The following is an 18,230-nucleotide window of genomic DNA, read 5'->3' on the forward strand; positions in this document are numbered from 1 at the left end:
CCGATTTGCGGACCATCTACATGGGGGTTTGGTTTCCGGAAGCCCGACCCGGGTAGCGACCGGGGCGGCCGAGCCCCGCATAAGAATCCCCGCCGCCTGTCGGCGAACCGAACTGTGTCCGGATTGTCACCCGGTCGGAACGCACTCGATTAAACCGGTCCCCGCTATCGGAATTTACGACCGATATGTCACCTAAACTGTAAGTTCTGTTTCCATTAAACAGCCTCAATCTGGGATTAACAGTAGTTTTATATACTCGCTTGTTTAACGATGCCATGTTCCATGGCGAAGCCAGGCAATGATGTGAAACGGCGCGACTTCCTGAAGGCAACGACCGGGGCCGGCGTGGTCGGTATGACCGCGCTCGCGGGCTGTTCCGGCGGCGGTCAGGAAGAGACCACGACCGAAGAGACCACCGAAGACTCCGGCGGGATGGACACCGAGACCACCGAGGAATCCGGTGGCGGCGAAGGCGAGACCCTCCCCACGTACACGTACGTCAACAACGCTCAGGCGTACAATCCCCCGAGACACGACGCGATCAACCTCATCGCGAGCCAGTTCGGCGACGAGCTCGGGCTGGACATGGAGGTCGACGTGCTCGAGTGGGGGACGCTGTACAGCCGCGTCTCCGAGGAGTACGACTACAGCTTCGCGACGTGGCACACCTTCTTCGTCTCGGAGCCGGTGACCGAGCTGAACAACCTGTTCAACTCCAGCAACACCGATCCGGGTCAGGGCAACTACTCGGGCTACGAGAACTCCGAGCTCGACGACATGATGGCGAGCTACCTCGCCGAGCCCGACGCCGACACCCGGATCGACCAGGCACACGAGATCCAGAAGACGCTGATGGACGACGTGCCGACGATGCCCATCACCCACATGCCCCAGGCGGCGATCTACAACAACAACCAGGTGGGCAACTGGCAGGCCGACCTCGCCAACGGCTTCAACTCCTACTGGACGATGATCAACCTGGAGATGAAGAACGGCGAGGACACCCTCAAGGGCTACTGGCCCGAGACGCTCTCGACGATGAACGTGCTTGGTCACAACGACGAGAACAAGCACGTCTACCAGTTCAACATGATGTACGACTACCTGGTCCAACTCAACAACAACGCCGAGCCTGACCCCGAGGTCAGCCTGGCGACGGACTGGGAGCGCGTCGACGAGACCACGATGGAGTACACCATCCGGACGGACCACTCGTGGCACGACGGCGAGGACCTCACCGCCGAGGACGTCGCGTTCACGTACAACTACATCAACGACAACGAGGTGCCGCTGTACTCCACGCAGTCCCAGTACATCGACAACGCCGAGGTCGTCGACGAGGAGACGGTCCGGATCAACATGTCCGAGCCGCTCGGTCCGTTCAACCTCGCGGTCGCGAATCTCGTCCCGATCATCCCCAAGCACAAGTGGGAGGGCCGGGAGAACCCGAGTCAGGCGAACATCCAGGAGCCGGTCGGCAGCGGTCCCATGAAGTTCGACTACTGGGAGCAGGGCAGCGAGTTCGGGCTCGCGAAGTTCGACGACCACTTCGCGCCCGTCAGCTTCGAGAAGCGCTTCTGGCGGGTCATCCCCGAGGCGTCGACGGTGTGGGAGAACCTCATCAACGGCGACCTCAACTACGAGCCGTTCGGCCGGATCGACCGCAGTCTCAACGAGAACCAGGACAACGAGAACATCGGGACTACGTTCCAGGTCGCCTCGACGTTCTGGATGTTCACGTCGAACGTGCGCCAGGACGGTCTCGACGACAAGCAGATGCGGAAGGCGCTGGTCGAGGCTATCCCGCGGACGCCCATCGTCGAGCAGATCCTGTTTGGCTTCCCGGACGTCGGCTTCAACATCGTCTCCGAGGCGTTCGGTCCGCTCCACACCGAGGACGTGACCCGCTACGAGGAGAGCACCGACGCCGCGCGGAGTCGACTCGAAGAGGCCGGCTACACCTGGAACGACGACGGCCTCATCCAGGCGCCCAGCGAATAACCGAGGAGCACCGCGCTCCCGATAGAGTTTTTAAGCAGAAACACAGAGAATAACGTGACTTAGTAACATGGGAAAAGCTAGCTTTGTTATACGGCGCTCGCTCCAGCTCGTCGTGACGTTCTGGGCGGTCGGGACGGTGCTGTTTAGCCTGTTCCGGCTGATGCCCGGGGACCCGACGTCGTACGTCGTTTCGTCGCAGATGACTCAGGAAGCTCGCCAGAAAATCATCGCGAGCTACGGGCTCGACGAGCCGATGCACGTCCAGTACATCAAGTTCATGGAGAACTTGGTCCAACTGGAGTTCGGCCAGTCGTTCCACTCGAACCAGCCGGTCAAGCAGGTCATCGCGACGTATCTTCCGAACACGCTCGTGCTCATGCTCACGGCGTTCATCGTCGCCTACGCCATCGGTATCACCCTCGGCGTGTTGTCGGGCTGGTACCGCGGCTCCCGGTTCGAACGCAGTACCGTCATCACCGCGCTGACCGCCCGGAGCGTCCCGACGTTCTACGTCGGACTGATCGTGCTCTGGATCTTCGGGGCGGGCCTGGGCGTCATCCCGATGAGCGGGATGACCAGCCTCGGGACGCAAAACGCCGGCTTCTGGCAGATGGTGTTCTCGCTGGACTTCCTCCACCACCTCGCGGCACCGGCCGCAGTGCTCGGGTTCTACTACATGGGCTACCCGCTGTTGATCATGCGGTCGAGCATGCTCGAAGTCCTCTCGGAGGACTTCATCGACGTGTGCCGGGCCAAGGGGCTCAAAGAACGCACCATCATGTTCAAGCACGCCGCGCGCAACGCCCTGCTCCCGATCGTGACCGCCGCGGCCATCGCGCTGGGCTACGCGGTCGGCGGGAGCGTCCTGATCGAGACGGTGTTCGCGTGGCCCGGGATCGGCCGCGAGATGGTCCGGGCGGTCCTGCGCCGGGACTTCCCGGTCGCCCAGGGGACGTTCATGGTGCTGGCGGCGACCATCATCATCCTGAACTTCCTCGCGGACCTGGCCTACGGCTACCTCGATCCGCGGGTGACCTACGACTAGAACAATGGCACAAGAAGAACAAACCGGTCGGTCGATATTCACCGACCTCGACGACGGCACGTCCGACGAGGAGATCAACAAGTGGCAACGCACGTTTCGGCTCTGGCGCGAGACGCTTCGCGACCACTGGGGGAAACTGACCGACGAGCTGTCGGTCAAGCTCTCGCTGATTACCGTCGCGGCGTTCGTGCTCATCGGCATCTTCGCGCCGTTCATCGCGACTCACGAACCGCTCACCCGCCAGTACCAGGGCGAGGCCGAGATCCTCATCGACAAGTGGGCCGAGCCGTCGATCCTCGGGGCCGATAGCGGCTACATCCTCGGGACGACCGCCGAAGGGTTCGACATCTTCAGCCAGCTCGTCTACGGGACGCGCGCGGCGCTGATGGTCGGACTCATCGCGGCGGTGTTCACCGCGGGCATCGGGACGCTCGTCGGGCTGGTCGCGGGCTACTACGGCGGGAAGGTCGACGACGCGCTGATGCGGCTGGTCGACTTCCTGTACGGGATGCCCCTGCTCCCGACGGTCATCGTGCTCGTCGCGGTGCTGGGCCCGAACCTCTGGAACATCATCTTTGCGCTGATCATCCTCCAGTGGCGCTCGACCGCCCGCGTCATCCGGTCCCAATCGCTGTCGCTTCGCGAGCGGCCGTTCGTGAAGGCCGCAGAAGTCGCGGGCGCGGGCGACTGGCACATCATCAGCAGACATCTGGCGCCCAACGTCCTGCCGCTGACGTTCCTGTACGGTTCGTTCGGCATCGCGTGGGCGATTCTGGCGGAAGCGGGCGTCTCGTTCATCGGACTGGGCGACCCCAACACGGTCTCGTGGGGCACGATGCTCCAGGCCTCGCGGGCGTACTCGGCGCTGCAGTTCGGCGCCTGGTGGTGGTTCGTGCCGCCGGGCATCTGCATCGGACTGCTGGTGATTAGCGGCTTCCTCATCGGCCGCGGCTACGAAGAGATAACCAACCCCAAGCTACAATGAGTCAACTCGAAGTCGAAGACCTCGAAGTCTACTACGAAACCGAAGACGGTCCGGCACAGGCAGTCGACGGCGTCTCGTTCGAACTCGAACAGGGCGAGAACCTCGGCATCGTCGGCGAGTCCGGGTGCGGGAAGACCACCCTCGCCAAGGCGATCATCGGCATCCTGCCCGACGCCGGCTACGTCAACGGCGGCAGCATCAACTTCAAGGGCGACGACCTCACGGAGCTGTCCGGTCCGGAGCGTCGCCGCCTCAAGTGGGAGGAGATCTCGATGATCGCCCAGTCGGCGATGAACTCGCTCGACCCGGTGTACACCATCCGCGAGCAGATCGTGGAGGCCATCGAGACCCACCGGCCCGGCACCGGCCGGGTCGAGTCCAACGAGATCGTGACCGAGATGTTCGAACTCGTGGGACTGGACCCCGACCGGGCCGACGACTACCCCCACCAGTTCTCGGGCGGGATGCGCCAGCGCGCCATGATCGCGATGGCGCTCGCGCTCGAACCGTCGCTGATGCTGGCCGACGAGCCGACGACCGCCCTCGACGTGATCATGCAGGACCAGATCCTCAAGCGCATCGGCTCGATCCAAGAGGAGATCAACTCCTCGATGCTGGTCATCACCCACGACGTGAGCGTCGTCGCCGAGACGTGCGACCGCGTCATCGTGATGTACGCCGGGAAGATCGCCGAGGAGGGTCCGGTCGAGGAGATCTTCAATCAGCCGTACCACCCCTACACCATCGGGCTCAAGCGGGCGTTCCCCAACATCCGGATGCAGGATCAGGACCTGCTGTCGATCTCGGGCTACCCGCCCGAACTGATCGACCCGCCCCAGGGCTGTCGGTTCGCCGAACGGTGTCCGATGGCGACCGACAAGTGCCGCGAGGAAGAGCCCGAGGCCCACCACAACAACGGTCTCCGCTCGTACTGCCACTACGCCGACGAGATCGACAGCGAGCTCCGGCCGTACGCCGACGATCCCAAGACGTGGAACCAGACCGCCGCGGCACAGGAGGCCGGAGGTGACTGAGATGAGCGACGACGACGTGCTCCTCGAGGTCGACAACCTCAAGAAACACTTCAAGGTCAACGAGGGCTGGATCGCGAGCCTGCTCCAGTCGGTCTCGGGCGGCGAGCCCGACTACGTCCACGCGGTCGACGGCGTCAGCTTCGAGCTCCGAGAGGGCGAGACCCTCGGACTGGCCGGCGAGTCGGGCTGTGGCAAGACCACGACCGGCATGTCGCTGGTGAAGCTCCACGAGCCGACTGCCGGCGACATCGAGTACGACGACAAGCGGCTCTCGGAGGCCAGCGACGCGGAGCTCAAGGAGTTCCGACAGAACGCCCAGATGATCTTCCAGGACCCGTTCGAGAGCCTGAATCCTCGGATGACGGTGTACGACATCGTCGCCGAGCCGCTCCGGATCCACGACATCCGCAACGAGACCGCCCGGGTCCAGCGCGCCCTCGAGTTCGCGGAGCTCGAACCCGCCGAGCAGTACTTCGACCAGTACCCCCACGAGCTGTCGGGCGGTCAGCGCCAGCGGGTCGCGATCGCTCGGGCGCTCGTGCTCGATCCCGACTTCATCGTCGCCGACGAGCCGGTGTCGATGCTCGACGTGAGCCTCCGGGCGGGCGTGCTGTCGCTGCTCGACCGGATGACCGAGGAGTTCGGCCTCTCGGTCGTCTACATCAGCCACGACCTCTCGTTGCTCCGGCACATGTGCGACCGGCTCGCGATCATGTACATGGGCAAGATCGTCGAGAAGGGGCCGACCGATCAGATCATCGAGAACCCCCAACACCCCTACACGCAGGCGCTCATCAACGCGGTGCCGGTCCCGGACCCGGACGTGGGCCGCGAGCGCGTCGAGCTTCAGGGCGAGGTCGGCGACGTGATCGACATTCCGACCGGCTGTCGGTTCAAAGACCGGTGTCCCAAGCACATGGGCGAGGTCTGTGACAAGGTCGTCCCGCCGCTCGAACAGAAGGCCGACGTCGACGCCGATCAGGACATCGCCTGTCACCTCTTCGAGAGCGCGGAGGGTTACGACCCCTACGAGGAGTTAGAGGGCCGCTCGGCGGCGAGCGACGCGAGCGACGACACCGAGTCGGCGCCCGCCGACGACTAGTTCTTCTCCCCGACCGTCGCTTCCAGCCGGACCCCCGGCGCCGTCACCGAGAACGGAAGCTGAGACTTGTGTTTCTCACAGACTCCGGTGACCGTCTCCCGGGCCGCGCCGAGCGCCGAGATCGTTTCGAGCGCCTCGGGGACGTAGTCGAGCGCCGCGCTCTCGACCCGCCCGGCGCGCTCGCCGTCTTCGAGCCGGTAGGCCTCCGCGAGCGGGAACTCCGCGGAGCCACAGTCGGGCCGTTCGTCGACTTTCCGCTCGACGTCTCTGGCGTACGAGACGCTCGCGGGGAACACCCCCGACCGCTGGACGCGCTCGTACTCGTCGCGCAGGTACGGGGCGCCGAACCGCTCTACGTACACGTCCGCGTCGGCTCGCAACTGCGCCGGGTCGGCGTCACCGGCCCCGACTTCGAGGTGGCGGGCGTGGATGCGAGGGGGCTGTTGGCGACCCAGACTCGGGACCGCGTTGCCGGTCGGATACGTCTCCTGTTCTGCCGCGCTGGTCGTGTTGTGGAGCCGGCGCTCGACCCGGCCGTCCCGCACGAGTCGGGTCGGCGTGGTGGGCCGGACCTCGGCGTCGTAGGCCCGCGAGCCCCACCCGCCGGCGTGGACGGTGTCCTCGATGTCGAGGCCTTCCGGCCCGATTTCGTCGCCGACCGCGTAGGGACTCATCCCCATGTAGTCGGTGTCGGCTTCGAGGTAGTGAGAGACGAAGTGGAACAGCTGGCCGGCGGCCTGCGGGCTCAGCGCGAGCGTCGTCTGGCCGGTCGGCGGATCGGCCGGCTCGGCGACTGCCAGCGCCCGGGCGTCGTCGGCGGCCGCCGCGAACACCTCGGGGAGTTCGTCGAGGAACGCCGTGCCGTCGGTCGAGCCGGCGTGGCGGCGTACCTTCGGTCCGTCTTCGAGCGTGAGGCTGGCGGTCACCTGCGCTCGGTCGAGGGTCGTCCGGATCGTGCTCCCGGTGGTGGTGCCGACCGACTCCTCGAGGTGGGCGTCGGCGTAGTTGACCCACGTCCGGCTGAGATCGAGGTCGTCGGCGGCCGCCAGCCCGTCCTGAACGACGCCGACCTTGGTGTCGAGGTCGACGCCGCCGATTCCCTCGGTCGCCCAGCCGCCGTGAACGCCCCGATGGGTCGTGTAGGCGTCGAAGCGGCCGGGGTCCTCTTGGGCGAGCACCTCGCCGCTCCGGATCGCGCGGTCGGCCTCGTCCTGCAGGCTCTCCTCGTCGAGGCTCGTCGTGTACCGGTAGTCGGCCGCGCCGTCGGCGAACACCCGGACCCACGCGCCGGTCTCGGTGAACGCGACGGTTTCTCGGGGGCCGTCGCCGGTCACGACGGCGTCGGTCTTCTCCTTGTAGACGCCCCCGACCTCGGCGTACGCCACTCGCTCGTCGCTTTCGAGGTAGTCCAACAGCCAGTCCATCGCGTCCAACGCGGCTTCCCGTTCGTCGGTCATAGACGCGTGGTACGGAACCACCACACATGAAACCCCCGCTACGGGGCGACGATATCGGTCGGGCTCACCGGTCGACGCTCGCGGCGCCGCGGTCGAGCGCGGCCCCGACCCGGTCGACGTCGCACACCGCCGACACCGGACGCGGCTCGTCGGGGTCGGCCGGCCGGTCGGCGAGCGACAGTTGCCACCACCCCACGTCGCGCCACTCTCCGCGCTTGTACCCGACCGCTTCGAAGGTCCCGACTCGCTCGAACCCCTTCGACTCGTGGAGTCCGACGCTCGCGGGGTTCGGGAGCGCGATCACCGCCACCGCGAGGTGGAACCGCTGGGCGGCCAGCGTCTCTAACAGCGCCTCGTAGAGTCCAGTCCCGACGCCCCGACCGCGCCAGCCCTCCCGGACGTACGCAGAGACGTCGACCGCCCACCGGTAGGCCGCCCTGTCTTTGTGCGGGCCGGCCTTGGCGAACCCGACCACGGCGTTCGGCTCGGCGTCGCCTTCCTCGGCTTCGCAGACCAGCCACGGGTACTGACCGTCCGCGATCTGCGCTCGGAGGTCGGCGACGCTCGGGGGCGTCTCGGCGAACGAAATCGCGGTCTCGCGGACGACGGGGGCGTAGATCGCCCGGACCGCCGCCGCGTCGTCGGGGGTCGCGAACCGGAGTCTCACGGGTCGACCTCCCGGCGCATGCAGACCGCGGCGTCGGGACAGAGGTCGTCGAACTCGGGGGTCTCTCTCAGCGACTCGGGCGCCGACTCGCGTTCGACGCGCTCGAAACCCAGCGACGAGAAAAACCCCGACGCCGTGGTCGTGAGCAAGTAGACGCTCTCGACGCCCTCGTCGGCGGCCTCGGCGAGCAGTCGGTCCCAGAGCGCGCGGCCGTACCCCTCGCCGCGGGCCGACTCCGCGATCGCCACCGAGCGCACCAGCGCGTGGTCGCCCCGACGCTGGAGGCCGCCGACGCCGACGCGCTCGCCGTCGACCTCACAGCAGTAGAGCCACTCGAGGTCTTCGGGGAGGTCTTCGACTGGCAGGTCATTGGCCGCCAGCAGCGACTCGGCGTACCCGCGCTCGGCGGGGTCGGCCGGCCGGATGCAGATGTCGGTCGCCATGCAGAACGAATCGATCTGATACGATATAAAAGTTTGGCGTGTGCTAGCGGTTCTAGGATCGAAATCGGAATATTAGGAACTAGAACGTGGTCGTGGCAAACCCTTATCCGAACACGAATCGTGCTAGCTCGATATGAGTGAAACCGGCGACTCGGCGCCGACCGGCGAAGCCCGCGAGACGCTCGAACGGCTGTACGACGACCCCGACGAAGAGATCCGAGCGCTGTTGGCGAACGGTCCCGACGAGGCCGCCGTCGAGGCCCAGTACCCCGTGTTCCGGGCGCTCGCCAACGAGGACCGACTCCGGATCCTCGACGCGCTCCGGGACGGCGAGCGGTGTGGCTGCGAGCTGATGGTGCTGGTCGAGGCGCCCCAGTCGACGGTCGCGACTCACCTCCGGAAGCTCCGGGACGACGGGCTGGTCACGAGTCGCAAGAAGGGCAAGTGGAACTACTACCGCATCGCCGACGCCGCGGTGATGGACGTGCTCGATCTGGCGGTCGTGCTCCGGGGTGAGGGATGACCGGGGCGCTCGCGGGCGACCTCGCGGCCGCGTGGGACTTTTTCGTCCACCTCGGGGTGGTGCTCGTCCCGCTGTTCGTCGGCGGCGCGTTTCTGGTCGGCCTGCTACAGGAGTACCTGCCCCCCGAGCGAGTCGAGGCCATCCTCGGGCGCCACGACGGCGGGGCGGGGAACGTCGCGGCGGCCGGCATCGGCGCGGTCACGCCGTTCTGTTCGTGTTCGACGGTGCCGGTACTCGCCGGCCTGCTGAGCGCGGGCGCGCCGCTCGGGCTGGCGTTCTCCTTTCTGCTCGCCTCGCCGCTCGTCAACGAACTCGCGGTCCTGCTGTTGGTCGGGCTGTTCGGACTCCGGATCGCGGCCGTCTACGTCGCGGTCACGCTGGTCGCGGCGATCGTCTTCGGGCTCGCAATCGGTCGTCTCGGGCTCGAGGACCACCTCAAGGACGTCGATCTGCTCGCGGCCGACTCCCCGCGGGCCGCGACCGACGGTGGGGTCTCGACGGGCGAGGCGGCCGCCGACTGCGAGACCTGTGGCTGTGGCGCCGACCGGCCCGCCCCGGCGTCTCACCGCGAGCGGGTCCGGCGGGCCGCGACCGGCGCCCGGGAGTTCTTCGTCGACCTGCTCCCGTACCTCCTGCTCGGGATGACGCTCGGAGCCATCGTCCACGGGTTCGTGCCGGCCGAACTCCTCCGGAGCGTCATCGGCCCCGACAACCCCGTGGCGGTCCCCATCGCGGCGGTCGCGGGGGCGCCGATCTACGTGAGCATGAGCGCGATGCTCCCGATCGCGGCGTCGTTCGCCGCGCAGGGCATCCCCATCGGCACCGTGCTGGCGTTCGTGGTCGGGAGCGCGGGCGTCAGCGTCCCGAACCTCGTGTTGCTCAACAAGCTGTTCGACCGGACCCTGCTGGCCGCCTACGCCGCGACGGTCGTCGCCACCGGGATCGGGGTCGGGCTGTTGTTCAACGCAGTCGGGCTCTGAGACCGTCGATCGCGATCCTCCGGCCGACGGGACGGCGGGCCCCGGCAGTCCGGGCCCCCAAGGTCAACCTTCATGGCCCCGTGCGACAGATGTGGTACTATGACACAGGCCGCATACGAACCCGTCGAATCGCCCGACGCCACGACGGTGTTTCCGTACCACGACCTCACGCCGCCGACGACGAGAGACGTCTACGAGGCCCGCCCGACCGTGCGAGACCACCTGCCGAAGACGCCGCTGGTCCGCAGCGAGTACCTCTCGGCGGAGCTCGACGCCGACGTGTACCTCAAGCGCGAGGACACCCTCCCGACCGGCGCGTTCAAGGTCCGGGGCGGGGTGACGCTCGGCGCCCGCCTCGACGAGGAGTTTCGCGAGCGCGGGCTCATCGCGGCCAGCACGGGCAACCACGGCCAGTCGGTCGCCTACGCCGGCCGGACCTTCGACGTGCCGGTCACCATCGCGGTCCCCGACGACCCCAACCCGGGCAAGGTCCGGTCGATGGAGCGGCTCGGCGCGACCGTCCTCGAGCGGGGCGCGAGCTACGACGTCGCCCGCGAGTGGGCCGAACAGCGAGCCGCCGAGGAGGGCTACCGCTACGTTCACTCGGCGAACGAGCCCGACCTGATCGCGGGCGTCGGCACCGCCGGCCTCGAAGTGCTCGACGAACTCCCCGACGTCGACGCGGTGTACTGCCCGGTCGGCGGCGGGAGCGGCGCGGCGGGCTACTGTCTCACGCTCGGCGCGATCGCCGACGCTCGAATCGTGGGCGTGCAGGCCGCGGGCGCCGACGCGGTCTACCGTGGGTTCCACGAGGGCCACCTCGAACCCGGCGACGGCACCGACACGACCGCCGAGGGGATCGCCTCCCACGTCCCGTTCGCGCTCACGATGGACGTGATGTGCGACCGACTCGACGACCTCGAAACCGTCACCGACGAGGAGATCTGGGACGCCGTGAGGGCGACGTTCCGCGAGGACAACCTCACCGTCGAGGGCGCGACGGGCGCGGGCATCGCCGCCGCGCTCCGGGCCGGCGAGGATCTCGCGGGCCAGACGGTCGTGATTCCGGTCACGGGCCGGAACGTCGCGGCGGACAAACTGGTCGCGGCGCTGGAGGGGGATCGATGAGCGACGCCGCCGACCCCGACTCCGCGGCCGGCCGGACGCCCGTCCGCGAACGCCTCTCGGCGCTCCGACGGGAGTTCCACCGCTACCCCGAGCCCGCGTGGCGGGAGTTTCACACCACCTGCAAGCTCGTCGAGGAGATCGAGGGGATCGGCGTCGACGACCTGTTCGTCGGCCGCGACGCGATGGCGCCCGACGAGCGCATCGCGGTCCCCGACGACGACGAACTCGCCGAGTGGCGCGAGGCGGCCCGCGACCGGGGCGCGGACCCCGACCGCCTCGACCGGCTGGACGACTGTACCGGCGCGGTCGCGGTGCTCGATCGGGGCGAGGGCCCGACGGTCGCGCTCCGGGTCGACATCGACGGGCTGATCCGGGCCGAATCGACCGCCGACGACCACGTCCCGGCCGCCGAGGGGTTCCGATCGGAGAACGAGGGCGTGATGCACGCCTGCGGTCACGACGCCCACATGACGGTCGGGCTCGCGGTGCTCGAAGCGATCAAAGACAGCGACTTTTCGGGGACGTTCAAGGTGTTCTTCCAGCCCGCCGAGGAGAAGGCCGGCGGCGCGCGCCCGATGGCCAAAGGCCCCCATATCGCGGACGTCGACTACCTGTTCGCGCTCCACGTCGGGCTCAACCATCCCACCGGCGAGGTGGTGGCCGGGATGGTCGAGCCGCTCGCGGTCACCAGCTTCGACCTCGAGTTCCGGGGCGAGTCGGCCCACGCCGGTCTCGCGCCAAACGAGGGCCGCAACGCGATGCAGGCGCTCGGCACCGCCATCGAGAACGCCTACGCGATCCCGCGCCACGAGGACGGCGCGACCCGGATGAACATCGGGAAGGTCGCGGGCGGGACCGCCTCGAACATCGTCGCCGAGCGCGTCGACGCCGAGGCCGAGGTCCGCGGGGAGACCACCGAACTGATGGAGTACACCCGCGAGCGCTTCGAGCGGGCGGTTCGGGGCGCCGCCGAGATGCACGACTGCGAGGTCGAGATCACCGTCGAGGGACAGGCGCCCCGGGCCGACAGCGACCCCGAACTCGCGGGGCTGGTCCACGAGGCCGCGTCGGGCCACGCCGACGTCACCGACCCGATCGAGTCGGCCCCCTTCGGCGCGAGCGAGGACGCCACCTTCCTGATGGACGCGGTCCAGCAGAACGGCGGGGCGGCCGCCTACGCCATCGTGGGCACCGACCACCCGACCGGTCACCACACCGCGACGTTCGACGTCGACGAGGCCACCATCCCGATCGCTGTCGACGTGCTGACCGACGCGGTGCTGGCGGCGTTCGAACGCGATCCCCTCGGACGCGCCGGCCCCGACGGCTCGGCGTAACGTCTCCGGCCGCTTCGGTCGCCGTCGCGCGGTGACCCGGCGCTACCGCTGGTTCTTTCGTCGCTGCTCTTCGGCCTCGGCCTCGTACTTGCGGGCGGTCCGCTCGTCCTGGAGCTTTCGCTTGTACTCCCAGTAGCCGGCCACGATGACGAGCACCCCGAGGGCCGCGCCTCTGAGCGGCGTCCCGGCCAGCGAGAAGTAGGCGAACGCGCCGACGGCGAACAGAATCGAGAGCCCGAGCGTCATCTTCGCCCATCCCTGCCGGGGCACCCGACGGTCGTCCATACCCCGGGATTCCGGGGCCTCGCGTATCAAAGTTCGCCTTTCTCCGGACTTATGTCGCCGCCCGTCTAACTGACGTGCATGACCGACGAGACGGTCGTCGTGGGGGAGTTCTCCCACGAGACCAACACGTTCGCGGCCCGGCCGACCGACCGGGCGGCGTTCGCCGACCGCCGAGAGTACGTCGGCGCGGCGCTACTTGACGCGCTCCGCGGGACCAACACGACGGTCGGCGGCGTCGTGGACGCCGCCGAGGATCGCGATCTCGACCTCGTGGCGAGCGTCGCGGCGGCCGCCACGCCGGGCGGGATCGTCACCGCCGACGCCTACGACTTCTACGTCGAGGAGATCCTCTCGACGGTCCGGTCGAACGCCGCGGACCTCGACGGCGTCGTGCTCTCGCTCCACGGCGCGATGGTCCCCGAGGACGGCACCGACGGCGAGGGGCCGCTCCTCTCGGCGGTCCGGGAGGCGGTCGGCCCCGATGTGCCGGTGGTCGCCACCCTCGACCTCCACGCCAACGTCACCGACGAGATGGTGGCCGCCGCCGACGCGCTGGTCGCGTTCGAGACCTACCCCCACGTCGACACCGCCGAGACCGGCCGGCGCGCGACCGAACTGCTCGTCGACCTGCTTCGGGACGACCGCGAGCTCTCGATGCGGATCGAGCGCCCCCCGATGTTGCCGTACGGCCCGCTCCAGAACACCCGGTCGGGGCCGATGGCGGAGGTGATGGCGACCGCCCGCCGGTTCGAGGGCCGGGACGGCGTCGCGAAGGTCAACGTCTTCCCCGGCTTCCACAAGGCCGACGTGCCCGCGATGGGGTGTTCGGTCGTGTCGGTCGCCGACGACGCCTCGGCCGCCGAGTGGGCCGCCCGCGACCTCGCGGCCGAGCTCTGGGAGATGCGCGAGGCGTTCGTCGGCGAGTTCCCCGACCCCCACGACGCGGTCGGACGGGCGCTCCGGAGCGAGGCGGTCGCCGACCCCGAGGCCGGCCCGGTCGTGCTCGCGGACAGCGGCGACAACCCCGGCGGCGGCGGCACCGGCGACGAGACCGCGATCCTGCGCGAACTCGTCGACCGCGGCGCGACCAACGCCGGCATGGCGCTGCTGGCCGACCCCGAGGCGGTCGCGGCCTGCCTCGACGCGGGCGTCGGCGAGCGAGTCACCGTCTCGCTCGGGGGCCGGGCCGACGGCTCGTTCACCCCGCCGATCGGCGACGTCGACGGCTACGTCGCGGCGATCACCGACGGCGAGTTCCGCAACACCGGCCCGATGGCGACCGGCACCGAGAACCACCTCGGGCGGACCGTGCTGTTCCGGTGTGGCCGCGAGGACGGCGTCTCGGTCGTCCTGACCGAAAAGCGGATCCAGCCCCTCGACGCCGAAATCTGGCGCCACGTCGGGGTCGCGCCCGAGCGCCTCGACGTGATCGCGGTCAAGTCGAACAACCACTACCGGGCGAGCTACGAGCCGTTCGCGAGCGAGATCATCACGGTCAACAGCCCGGGCGTGGCGGCGTTCGACCCCCACCAGTACGACTACCGGCGCATCGACCGGCCGGTGTTCCCCCTCGACGAGATGGCCGCCGACGACTACCCCGACTGGTACTGAGTCCGTCGGCGGGTCGACCTCGCCGGTCGTCGGTCTACCGGTCGGCGGGGAAAAATCGCTCGCGAACCGACTCGGCGACCCCGGTCAAGTGGGCCTGTCCGAAGACCGCGACCAGCAGGGCGCCGAGCGAGTTGAACATCGCGTCCCGAACCGTATCGTCGAGCCCGTGCTGGGCCAGCGGCATGGTGCGCCCGGTCGCGTCGGCGAGGGCGTCGAGGCCGAACTCGAACAACTCCCAGGCGACGCCGAACGAAAGCACCACCACGAAGATGTAGACCGAGAAGAACCGCCGCGGGATGTGGATGTCGTCGCTGTGGAGGTCGATGGCTCTGGCGGTCGTGTACCCGACCGCCGCGAGGAGCGAGGCCGACATCGCGTGGGTGAGGTGGTCCCACCAGCCGATCCGGGCGTAGAAGCCGGCCGACCCGAGCGTGTGCAACAGCACCGCGGTCGTGATCCAGAGGCCGAGCCACGGGTCCAGCGGGAGGTCGTAGTTGCGCTCGAACGCCGCGGGCAGGAACGTGACCACCAGGGCGAGGAGGCCGTTGACGATCGGCTTGGGCTGGCCGGTCAGGCCGCCGTAGCCGACGAGTCCGACCAGCACGACCTGCATCCCGCGAGTGAGTCGCCGCTGGTTCCGGAGCGACGGTCGCGGTAACGGGGTCACCGTCTCACCGTCCGTTTGATCGCCCGCCAGAGCCGCCGGTCGCGCCGTCTGAAGTAGCCGTCGAACAGCACGCCCGCGGCGACGCCGGCCAGCGTGACGTACAGCCACTCGGTCATCAGCGCCTCGTTGTCGGCGAGGTACGCCGTCCCGAGAAACCGGTCTGCGTTCCACCGGAACACCGTCCAGGCCGCGACCGCCGCCATCGTCGTCATCACCACGAGCACGACGGCGAACCAGTGGGTGACCTCCAGCGCGGTGAACATGTGGAGTTCGACGATGACGAGCAACGCGAGCGCCGCGAGCGCGAGGTAGGTGGCGAAGGTGCCGACGCTCCCGCCGACGAGCCCGCGGACCAGAATCGGCAGCGTCGCGACCACGAGCAGTTCCCACGGGAGCATCACCCGCCAGTCGCGGTACGCGACCGGCGGCAAGAGGACGACGGCCCCGACGAAGCCGACGAACAGTATCCACTGGTAGTCGACTTCGAGCACGCTGTCGGCGAACACGACCGCGAGGACGCCGACTACCACCCACGCGAGCGCGGCGTTGATCGTCCCGTCCCGAAAGAGCCCCTGGAGCGCGTCCTCGAGGTCGGCTCGCGGGCTGTCCTCGGCTTCCCGCCCCCGATCGCTCATTGCTTTCGAGTAGAGACGGAATCGAGCCATAAGTCCGGCGATGTGCCCACCGCGGCGGCGCCGGACTCGGTCGACGCGCTCGGTCCGGGGATCACATTTTTGCCCGACCCACCATACATGTGAGCGTGCGACACGATTCGCCGTCCGAACGACTCTCCCGGCTCCGAGCGAGTCCGCGACGGAGCCGTCCACGGGCGCCGAGACGGCGGGTGATCCCGAGATGACCGACGACTCGACACCACGATGAGCGACGACACCGACGACGAGGCGCTCTACCCGAACCGCGGCCGAGCGACGCGACCGACCGGGGTGTCCCGACGACGGCTCCTCTCGGGGTCGGCGGCCGCCGGCGCGGCGGTGACGGCGGGCTGTATGGGCTCTACGACCGACGATTCGGGCGGCGACGGCGACGCCGAGGGGACGATCTTCGTGTTCAACACAGACGAGAAGACGGTCAGCGTCATCGACGCCGCGACCCACGAGGTGGTCGCGACGCCCCACCTCGGCGCGACCGCATCGTTCCCCTCGAACCAGTACGCGCCGGGGCTGACCGACGAGCCGACCGACCCGCTGTGGCTCAACGTCGACCGGGGCGTGCGGGCGATCGAGGTTGGCTCGCTCTCGTCGGTCGCCGCGGTCGAGACCGGCTCGGGCGCCAACTGGCAGGAGCTGACTCCCGACGGCGCCCACCTCGTGGTGAGCGCCCGGGAGCCGGCCCACACCCAGTACCGCATCGACGCCGACCGCGAGTCGAGGTCGTTCGGCGAGGTCACCGCCGAGATCGACCGGGCCGACGAGGGCGGAATCGGCGACCGGGACGGCCCCGGTCCCTGCGACGTGACGATCCACCCCGACGGCGCGTACGCCTACGTCCCCGACATCTTCGGCGACACCCTCTCGGTGATCGACGTCGAGGCGTTCGAACTCGCCGAACAGGTCGCGGTGTCGCCGACCGACGGCGCCGACGCCGCCCGGCCGTGGATGGGGACCGCGGCCCCCGACGGCGAGACCCTGCTCGTCGAGCACGACGAAGGTGCGACCGGGACCGAGAGCGTCTGGGACGTGAGCGACCCGGCCGCCCCCGTCGAGCGCGCTCGGCTGACCGCCGACGACGGGCTCGGTCGCCGGCCGCTCACCAGCGAGATCGGCCCCGACTCGGCGTTCGGCTACGTGTTCACCCCCGGCTCGAACGACGTCACGGTGCTCGACCTCGACGCCGGGACGGTGGCCGACCGACTCGACGTCGGCGGGTCGGCGTTCGTCGGGACGTGGGGTCCGAGCCGCGAGCGCCTCTACGCCCCCGTCCAGACGGCCGACGAGGTGGCGGTGATCGACCACGCCGACCGCGAGGTCGTCGAGACGATCCCGGTCGGCTCCAGGCCCTACGGCGCGACCGCCGCGACGGCCCGGCCCGACGGCGACGCCGCGGCGAACGTCCGGGGTACGATGGCGTCGCTCGGGATCGACCTCGACGACGGCGGGACGACCTACTGCATCGGTAACTGCGCGTGTGGCCACCGGCTGTGATCGCCGGCCGTTCTCCCACTCGCCCTCGCCCGCGCGAACGAGCCCGCTCTCCCGGTGCCCGGAGGGTTATGCGTTCGGGCGTGGTACCGTCGACCGATGACGTTCGACTCCGACGCCGTGAGGACGGTCACGTTCGACTCTTACAGCACGCTGGTCGACGTCGACGCGGCCGAGCGCGCGCTCGACGCTCGCGTCGAGGACCCCGAACCGGTCTCGAAGCTGTGGCGCTCGCGCTCGCTCGAGTACACCTTCGTCGCCAACCACGTCGACGCCTACCAGCCGTTCTACGAGATGAACCGCGACGCCCTCCAGTACGCGCTCGACGCCCACGGCGTCGACCTCCCGCCCGACGAGCGCGACGAGATACTCGCGGTGTACCACGAACTCGACGTGTTCGACGACGTCCGAGACGGTATCGAGCGACTCCGCGACGCCGGCTACGACTGCTACGTCGTCTCGAACGGGAACCCCGAGATGCTGTCCTCGATGGTCGAACACGCGGGACTCGGCGACCTGCTCGCCGACACCATCAGCGCCGACGAGGTCCGGACGTTCAAGCCCGACGCGGCGCTCTACCGCCACGCGGCCGGCCGGACCGGGACCCCGATCGACGAGATCGCCCACGTCACCGCCGGGTGGTTCGACGTTCTCGGCGCCAAACACGCCGGCATGCAGGGAGTCTGGGCCGACCGGAAGGGATCGCCGTGGGAGCCGTTCGACGGCCGGCCCGACCTCGTCATCGAGACGTTCCACGATCTCGCCGACGAACTCGGCGCCTGACGCCGGCGGCTCTCGCGATCGAG

The 18,230-nt window shown here is 68.8% G+C and carries 18 protein-coding genes; 12 read left to right on the forward strand and 6 right to left on the reverse strand.

Going from position 1 to position 18,230, the window contains the following annotated elements; translation table 11 throughout:
• The first annotated feature begins 282 nt into the window (after positions 1-282).
• From EPY72_RS11430 to EPY72_RS11450, 5 genes are all read left to right on the forward strand, one after another.
• On the forward strand, positions 283-2,001 hold the full coding sequence (locus tag EPY72_RS11430) for an ABC transporter substrate-binding protein (RefSeq protein WP_210423532.1): 1,719 nt from the start codon (positions 283-285) through the stop codon (positions 1,999-2,001).
• Between the two features lie 67 nt (positions 2,002-2,068).
• Positions 2,069-3,046 (forward strand): ABC transporter permease, encoded by a 978-nt coding sequence (locus tag EPY72_RS11435; protein WP_135806504.1) that lies wholly within the window; start codon positions 2,069-2,071, stop codon positions 3,044-3,046.
• 4 nt (positions 3,047-3,050) lie between these two features.
• On the forward strand, positions 3,051-4,031 hold the full coding sequence (locus tag EPY72_RS11440; RefSeq protein ID WP_134671610.1) for an ABC transporter permease: 981 nt from the start codon (positions 3,051-3,053) through the stop codon (positions 4,029-4,031).
• Entirely contained in the window at positions 4,028-5,065 is a 1,038-nt protein-coding gene (locus EPY72_RS11445) for an ABC transporter ATP-binding protein (RefSeq protein WP_134671609.1), read from the forward strand. The genes EPY72_RS11440 and EPY72_RS11445 overlap by 4 nt, the downstream gene beginning before the upstream one ends.
• A gap of 1 nt (position 5,066) precedes the next feature.
• On the forward strand, positions 5,067-6,167 hold the full coding sequence (locus tag EPY72_RS11450; RefSeq protein WP_135806505.1) for an ABC transporter ATP-binding protein: 1,101 nt from the start codon (positions 5,067-5,069) through the stop codon (positions 6,165-6,167).
• On the opposite strand, the gene EPY72_RS11455 is transcribed toward EPY72_RS11450, so the two are convergent.
• From EPY72_RS11455 to arsN2, 3 genes are all read right to left on the reverse strand, one after another.
• Complete coding sequence (locus tag EPY72_RS11455) at positions 6,164-7,624, reverse strand: metallopeptidase TldD-related protein (RefSeq protein WP_135806506.1); 1,461 nt, start codon at positions 7,622-7,624, stop codon at positions 6,164-6,166. The two genes, EPY72_RS11450 and EPY72_RS11455, sit on opposite strands and share 4 nt — an antisense overlap.
• Before the next feature lie 64 nt (positions 7,625-7,688).
• Positions 7,689-8,291 carry a GNAT family N-acetyltransferase gene (locus tag EPY72_RS11460; protein WP_135806507.1) on the reverse strand — a complete coding sequence of 201 codons (603 nt, stop codon included), beginning with the start codon at positions 8,289-8,291 and terminating at the stop codon, positions 7,689-7,691.
• Complete coding sequence (gene arsN2 / locus EPY72_RS11465) at positions 8,288-8,734, reverse strand: arsenic resistance N-acetyltransferase ArsN2 (RefSeq protein ID WP_135806508.1); 447 nt, start codon at positions 8,732-8,734, stop codon at positions 8,288-8,290. The genes EPY72_RS11460 and arsN2 overlap by 4 nt, the downstream gene beginning before the upstream one ends.
• Before the next feature lie 133 nt (positions 8,735-8,867).
• On the opposite strand from arsN2, the gene EPY72_RS11470 reads away from it, so the two are divergent.
• The 4 genes from EPY72_RS11470 to EPY72_RS11485 all read left to right on the forward strand — a co-directional run bounded on the left by EPY72_RS11470 (position 8,868) and on the right by EPY72_RS11485 (position 12,702).
• Positions 8,868-9,257 carry an ArsR/SmtB family transcription factor gene (locus EPY72_RS11470; protein ID WP_135806509.1) on the forward strand — a complete coding sequence of 130 codons (390 nt, stop codon included), beginning with the start codon at positions 8,868-8,870 and terminating at the stop codon, positions 9,255-9,257.
• Entirely contained in the window at positions 9,254-10,237 is a 984-nt protein-coding gene (locus tag EPY72_RS11475) for a permease (protein ID WP_135806510.1), read from the forward strand. Before EPY72_RS11470 ends, EPY72_RS11475 begins: the two co-directional genes overlap by 4 nt.
• A 99-nt stretch (positions 10,238-10,336) precedes the next feature.
• Complete coding sequence (locus tag EPY72_RS11480) at positions 10,337-11,365, forward strand: threonine ammonia-lyase (protein ID WP_134671602.1); 1,029 nt, start codon at positions 10,337-10,339, stop codon at positions 11,363-11,365.
• Positions 11,362-12,702 (forward strand): amidohydrolase, encoded by a 1,341-nt coding sequence (locus EPY72_RS11485; protein WP_135806511.1) that lies wholly within the window; start codon positions 11,362-11,364, stop codon positions 12,700-12,702. Before EPY72_RS11480 ends, EPY72_RS11485 begins: the two co-directional genes overlap by 4 nt.
• A 42-nt stretch (positions 12,703-12,744) precedes the next feature.
• Here EPY72_RS11485 and EPY72_RS11490 read toward each other — a convergent pair whose 3' ends face one another.
• Positions 12,745-12,987, reverse strand: coding sequence for a hypothetical protein (locus EPY72_RS11490; protein ID WP_134671600.1), 243 nt, complete (start codon positions 12,985-12,987; stop codon positions 12,745-12,747).
• 78 nt (positions 12,988-13,065) lie between these two features.
• On the opposite strand from EPY72_RS11490, the gene EPY72_RS11495 reads away from it, so the two are divergent.
• On the forward strand, positions 13,066-14,598 hold the full coding sequence (locus EPY72_RS11495) for a M81 family metallopeptidase (RefSeq protein WP_134671599.1): 1,533 nt from the start codon (positions 13,066-13,068) through the stop codon (positions 14,596-14,598).
• A gap of 34 nt (positions 14,599-14,632) precedes the next feature.
• Here EPY72_RS11495 and EPY72_RS11500 read toward each other — a convergent pair whose 3' ends face one another.
• Both EPY72_RS11500 and EPY72_RS11505 read right to left on the reverse strand, forming a co-directional pair.
• A complete protein-coding gene (locus tag EPY72_RS11500; RefSeq protein WP_135806623.1) occupies positions 14,633-15,211 on the reverse strand; it encodes a DUF2238 domain-containing protein in 579 nt (192 codons plus the stop codon).
• 50 nt (positions 15,212-15,261) lie between these two features.
• A complete protein-coding gene (locus EPY72_RS11505; RefSeq protein WP_135806512.1) occupies positions 15,262-15,900 on the reverse strand; it encodes a hypothetical protein in 639 nt (212 codons plus the stop codon).
• A 243-nt stretch (positions 15,901-16,143) separates the two neighbouring features.
• On the opposite strand from EPY72_RS11505, the gene EPY72_RS11510 reads away from it, so the two are divergent.
• The gene (locus EPY72_RS11510; RefSeq protein ID WP_210423533.1) at positions 16,144-17,427 is read left to right on the forward strand and encodes a beta-propeller fold lactonase family protein; all 1,284 of its coding nucleotides are present in this window, start codon (positions 16,144-16,146) and stop codon (positions 17,425-17,427) included.
• A 96-nt stretch (positions 17,428-17,523) separates the two neighbouring features.
• Complete coding sequence (locus tag EPY72_RS11515; RefSeq protein WP_135806513.1) at positions 17,524-18,207, forward strand: haloacid dehalogenase type II; 684 nt, start codon at positions 17,524-17,526, stop codon at positions 18,205-18,207.
• Positions 18,208-18,230: the final 23 nt, after the last annotated feature.

The organism is Halorussus marinus (assembly GCF_004765795.1).
Lineage (GTDB): Archaea > Halobacteriota > Halobacteria > Halobacteriales > Haladaptataceae > Halorussus > Halorussus marinus.

What these genes read in the sequence shown, in the direction of transcription:
- EPY72_RS11430 (WP_210423532.1), top strand. Translation starts at nt 283, where the DNA reads ATGGCGAAGCCAGGCAATGATGTGAAACGGCGCGACTTCCTGAAGGCA.
- EPY72_RS11435 (WP_135806504.1), top strand. Translation starts at nt 2,069, where the DNA reads ATGGGAAAAGCTAGCTTTGTTATACGGCGCTCGCTCCAGCTCGTCGTG.
- EPY72_RS11440 (WP_134671610.1), top strand. Translation starts at nt 3,051, where the DNA reads ATGGCACAAGAAGAACAAACCGGTCGGTCGATATTCACCGACCTCGAC.
- EPY72_RS11445 (WP_134671609.1), top strand. Translation starts at nt 4,028, where the DNA reads ATGAGTCAACTCGAAGTCGAAGACCTCGAAGTCTACTACGAAACCGAA.
- EPY72_RS11450 (WP_135806505.1), top strand. Translation starts at nt 5,067, where the DNA reads ATGAGCGACGACGACGTGCTCCTCGAGGTCGACAACCTCAAGAAACAC.
- EPY72_RS11455 (WP_135806506.1), bottom strand. Translation starts at nt 7,624, where the DNA reads ATGACCGACGAACGGGAAGCCGCGTTGGACGCGATGGACTGGCTGTTG.
- arsN2 (WP_135806508.1), bottom strand. Translation starts at nt 8,734, where the DNA reads ATGGCGACCGACATCTGCATCCGGCCGGCCGACCCCGCCGAGCGCGGG.
- EPY72_RS11470 (WP_135806509.1), top strand. Translation starts at nt 8,868, where the DNA reads ATGAGTGAAACCGGCGACTCGGCGCCGACCGGCGAAGCCCGCGAGACG.
- EPY72_RS11475 (WP_135806510.1), top strand. Translation starts at nt 9,254, where the DNA reads ATGACCGGGGCGCTCGCGGGCGACCTCGCGGCCGCGTGGGACTTTTTC.
- EPY72_RS11480 (WP_134671602.1), top strand. Translation starts at nt 10,337, where the DNA reads ATGACACAGGCCGCATACGAACCCGTCGAATCGCCCGACGCCACGACG.
- EPY72_RS11485 (WP_135806511.1), top strand. Translation starts at nt 11,362, where the DNA reads ATGAGCGACGCCGCCGACCCCGACTCCGCGGCCGGCCGGACGCCCGTC.
- EPY72_RS11490 (WP_134671600.1), bottom strand. Translation starts at nt 12,987, where the DNA reads ATGGACGACCGTCGGGTGCCCCGGCAGGGATGGGCGAAGATGACGCTC.
- EPY72_RS11495 (WP_134671599.1), top strand. Translation starts at nt 13,066, where the DNA reads ATGACCGACGAGACGGTCGTCGTGGGGGAGTTCTCCCACGAGACCAAC.
- EPY72_RS11500 (WP_135806623.1), bottom strand. Translation starts at nt 15,211, where the DNA reads ATGCAGGTCGTGCTGGTCGGACTCGTCGGCTACGGCGGCCTGACCGGC.
- EPY72_RS11505 (WP_135806512.1), bottom strand. Translation starts at nt 15,900, where the DNA reads ATGAGCGATCGGGGGCGGGAAGCCGAGGACAGCCCGCGAGCCGACCTC.
- EPY72_RS11510 (WP_210423533.1), top strand. Translation starts at nt 16,144, where the DNA reads ATGAGCGACGACACCGACGACGAGGCGCTCTACCCGAACCGCGGCCGA.
- EPY72_RS11515 (WP_135806513.1), top strand. Translation starts at nt 17,524, where the DNA reads ATGACGTTCGACTCCGACGCCGTGAGGACGGTCACGTTCGACTCTTAC.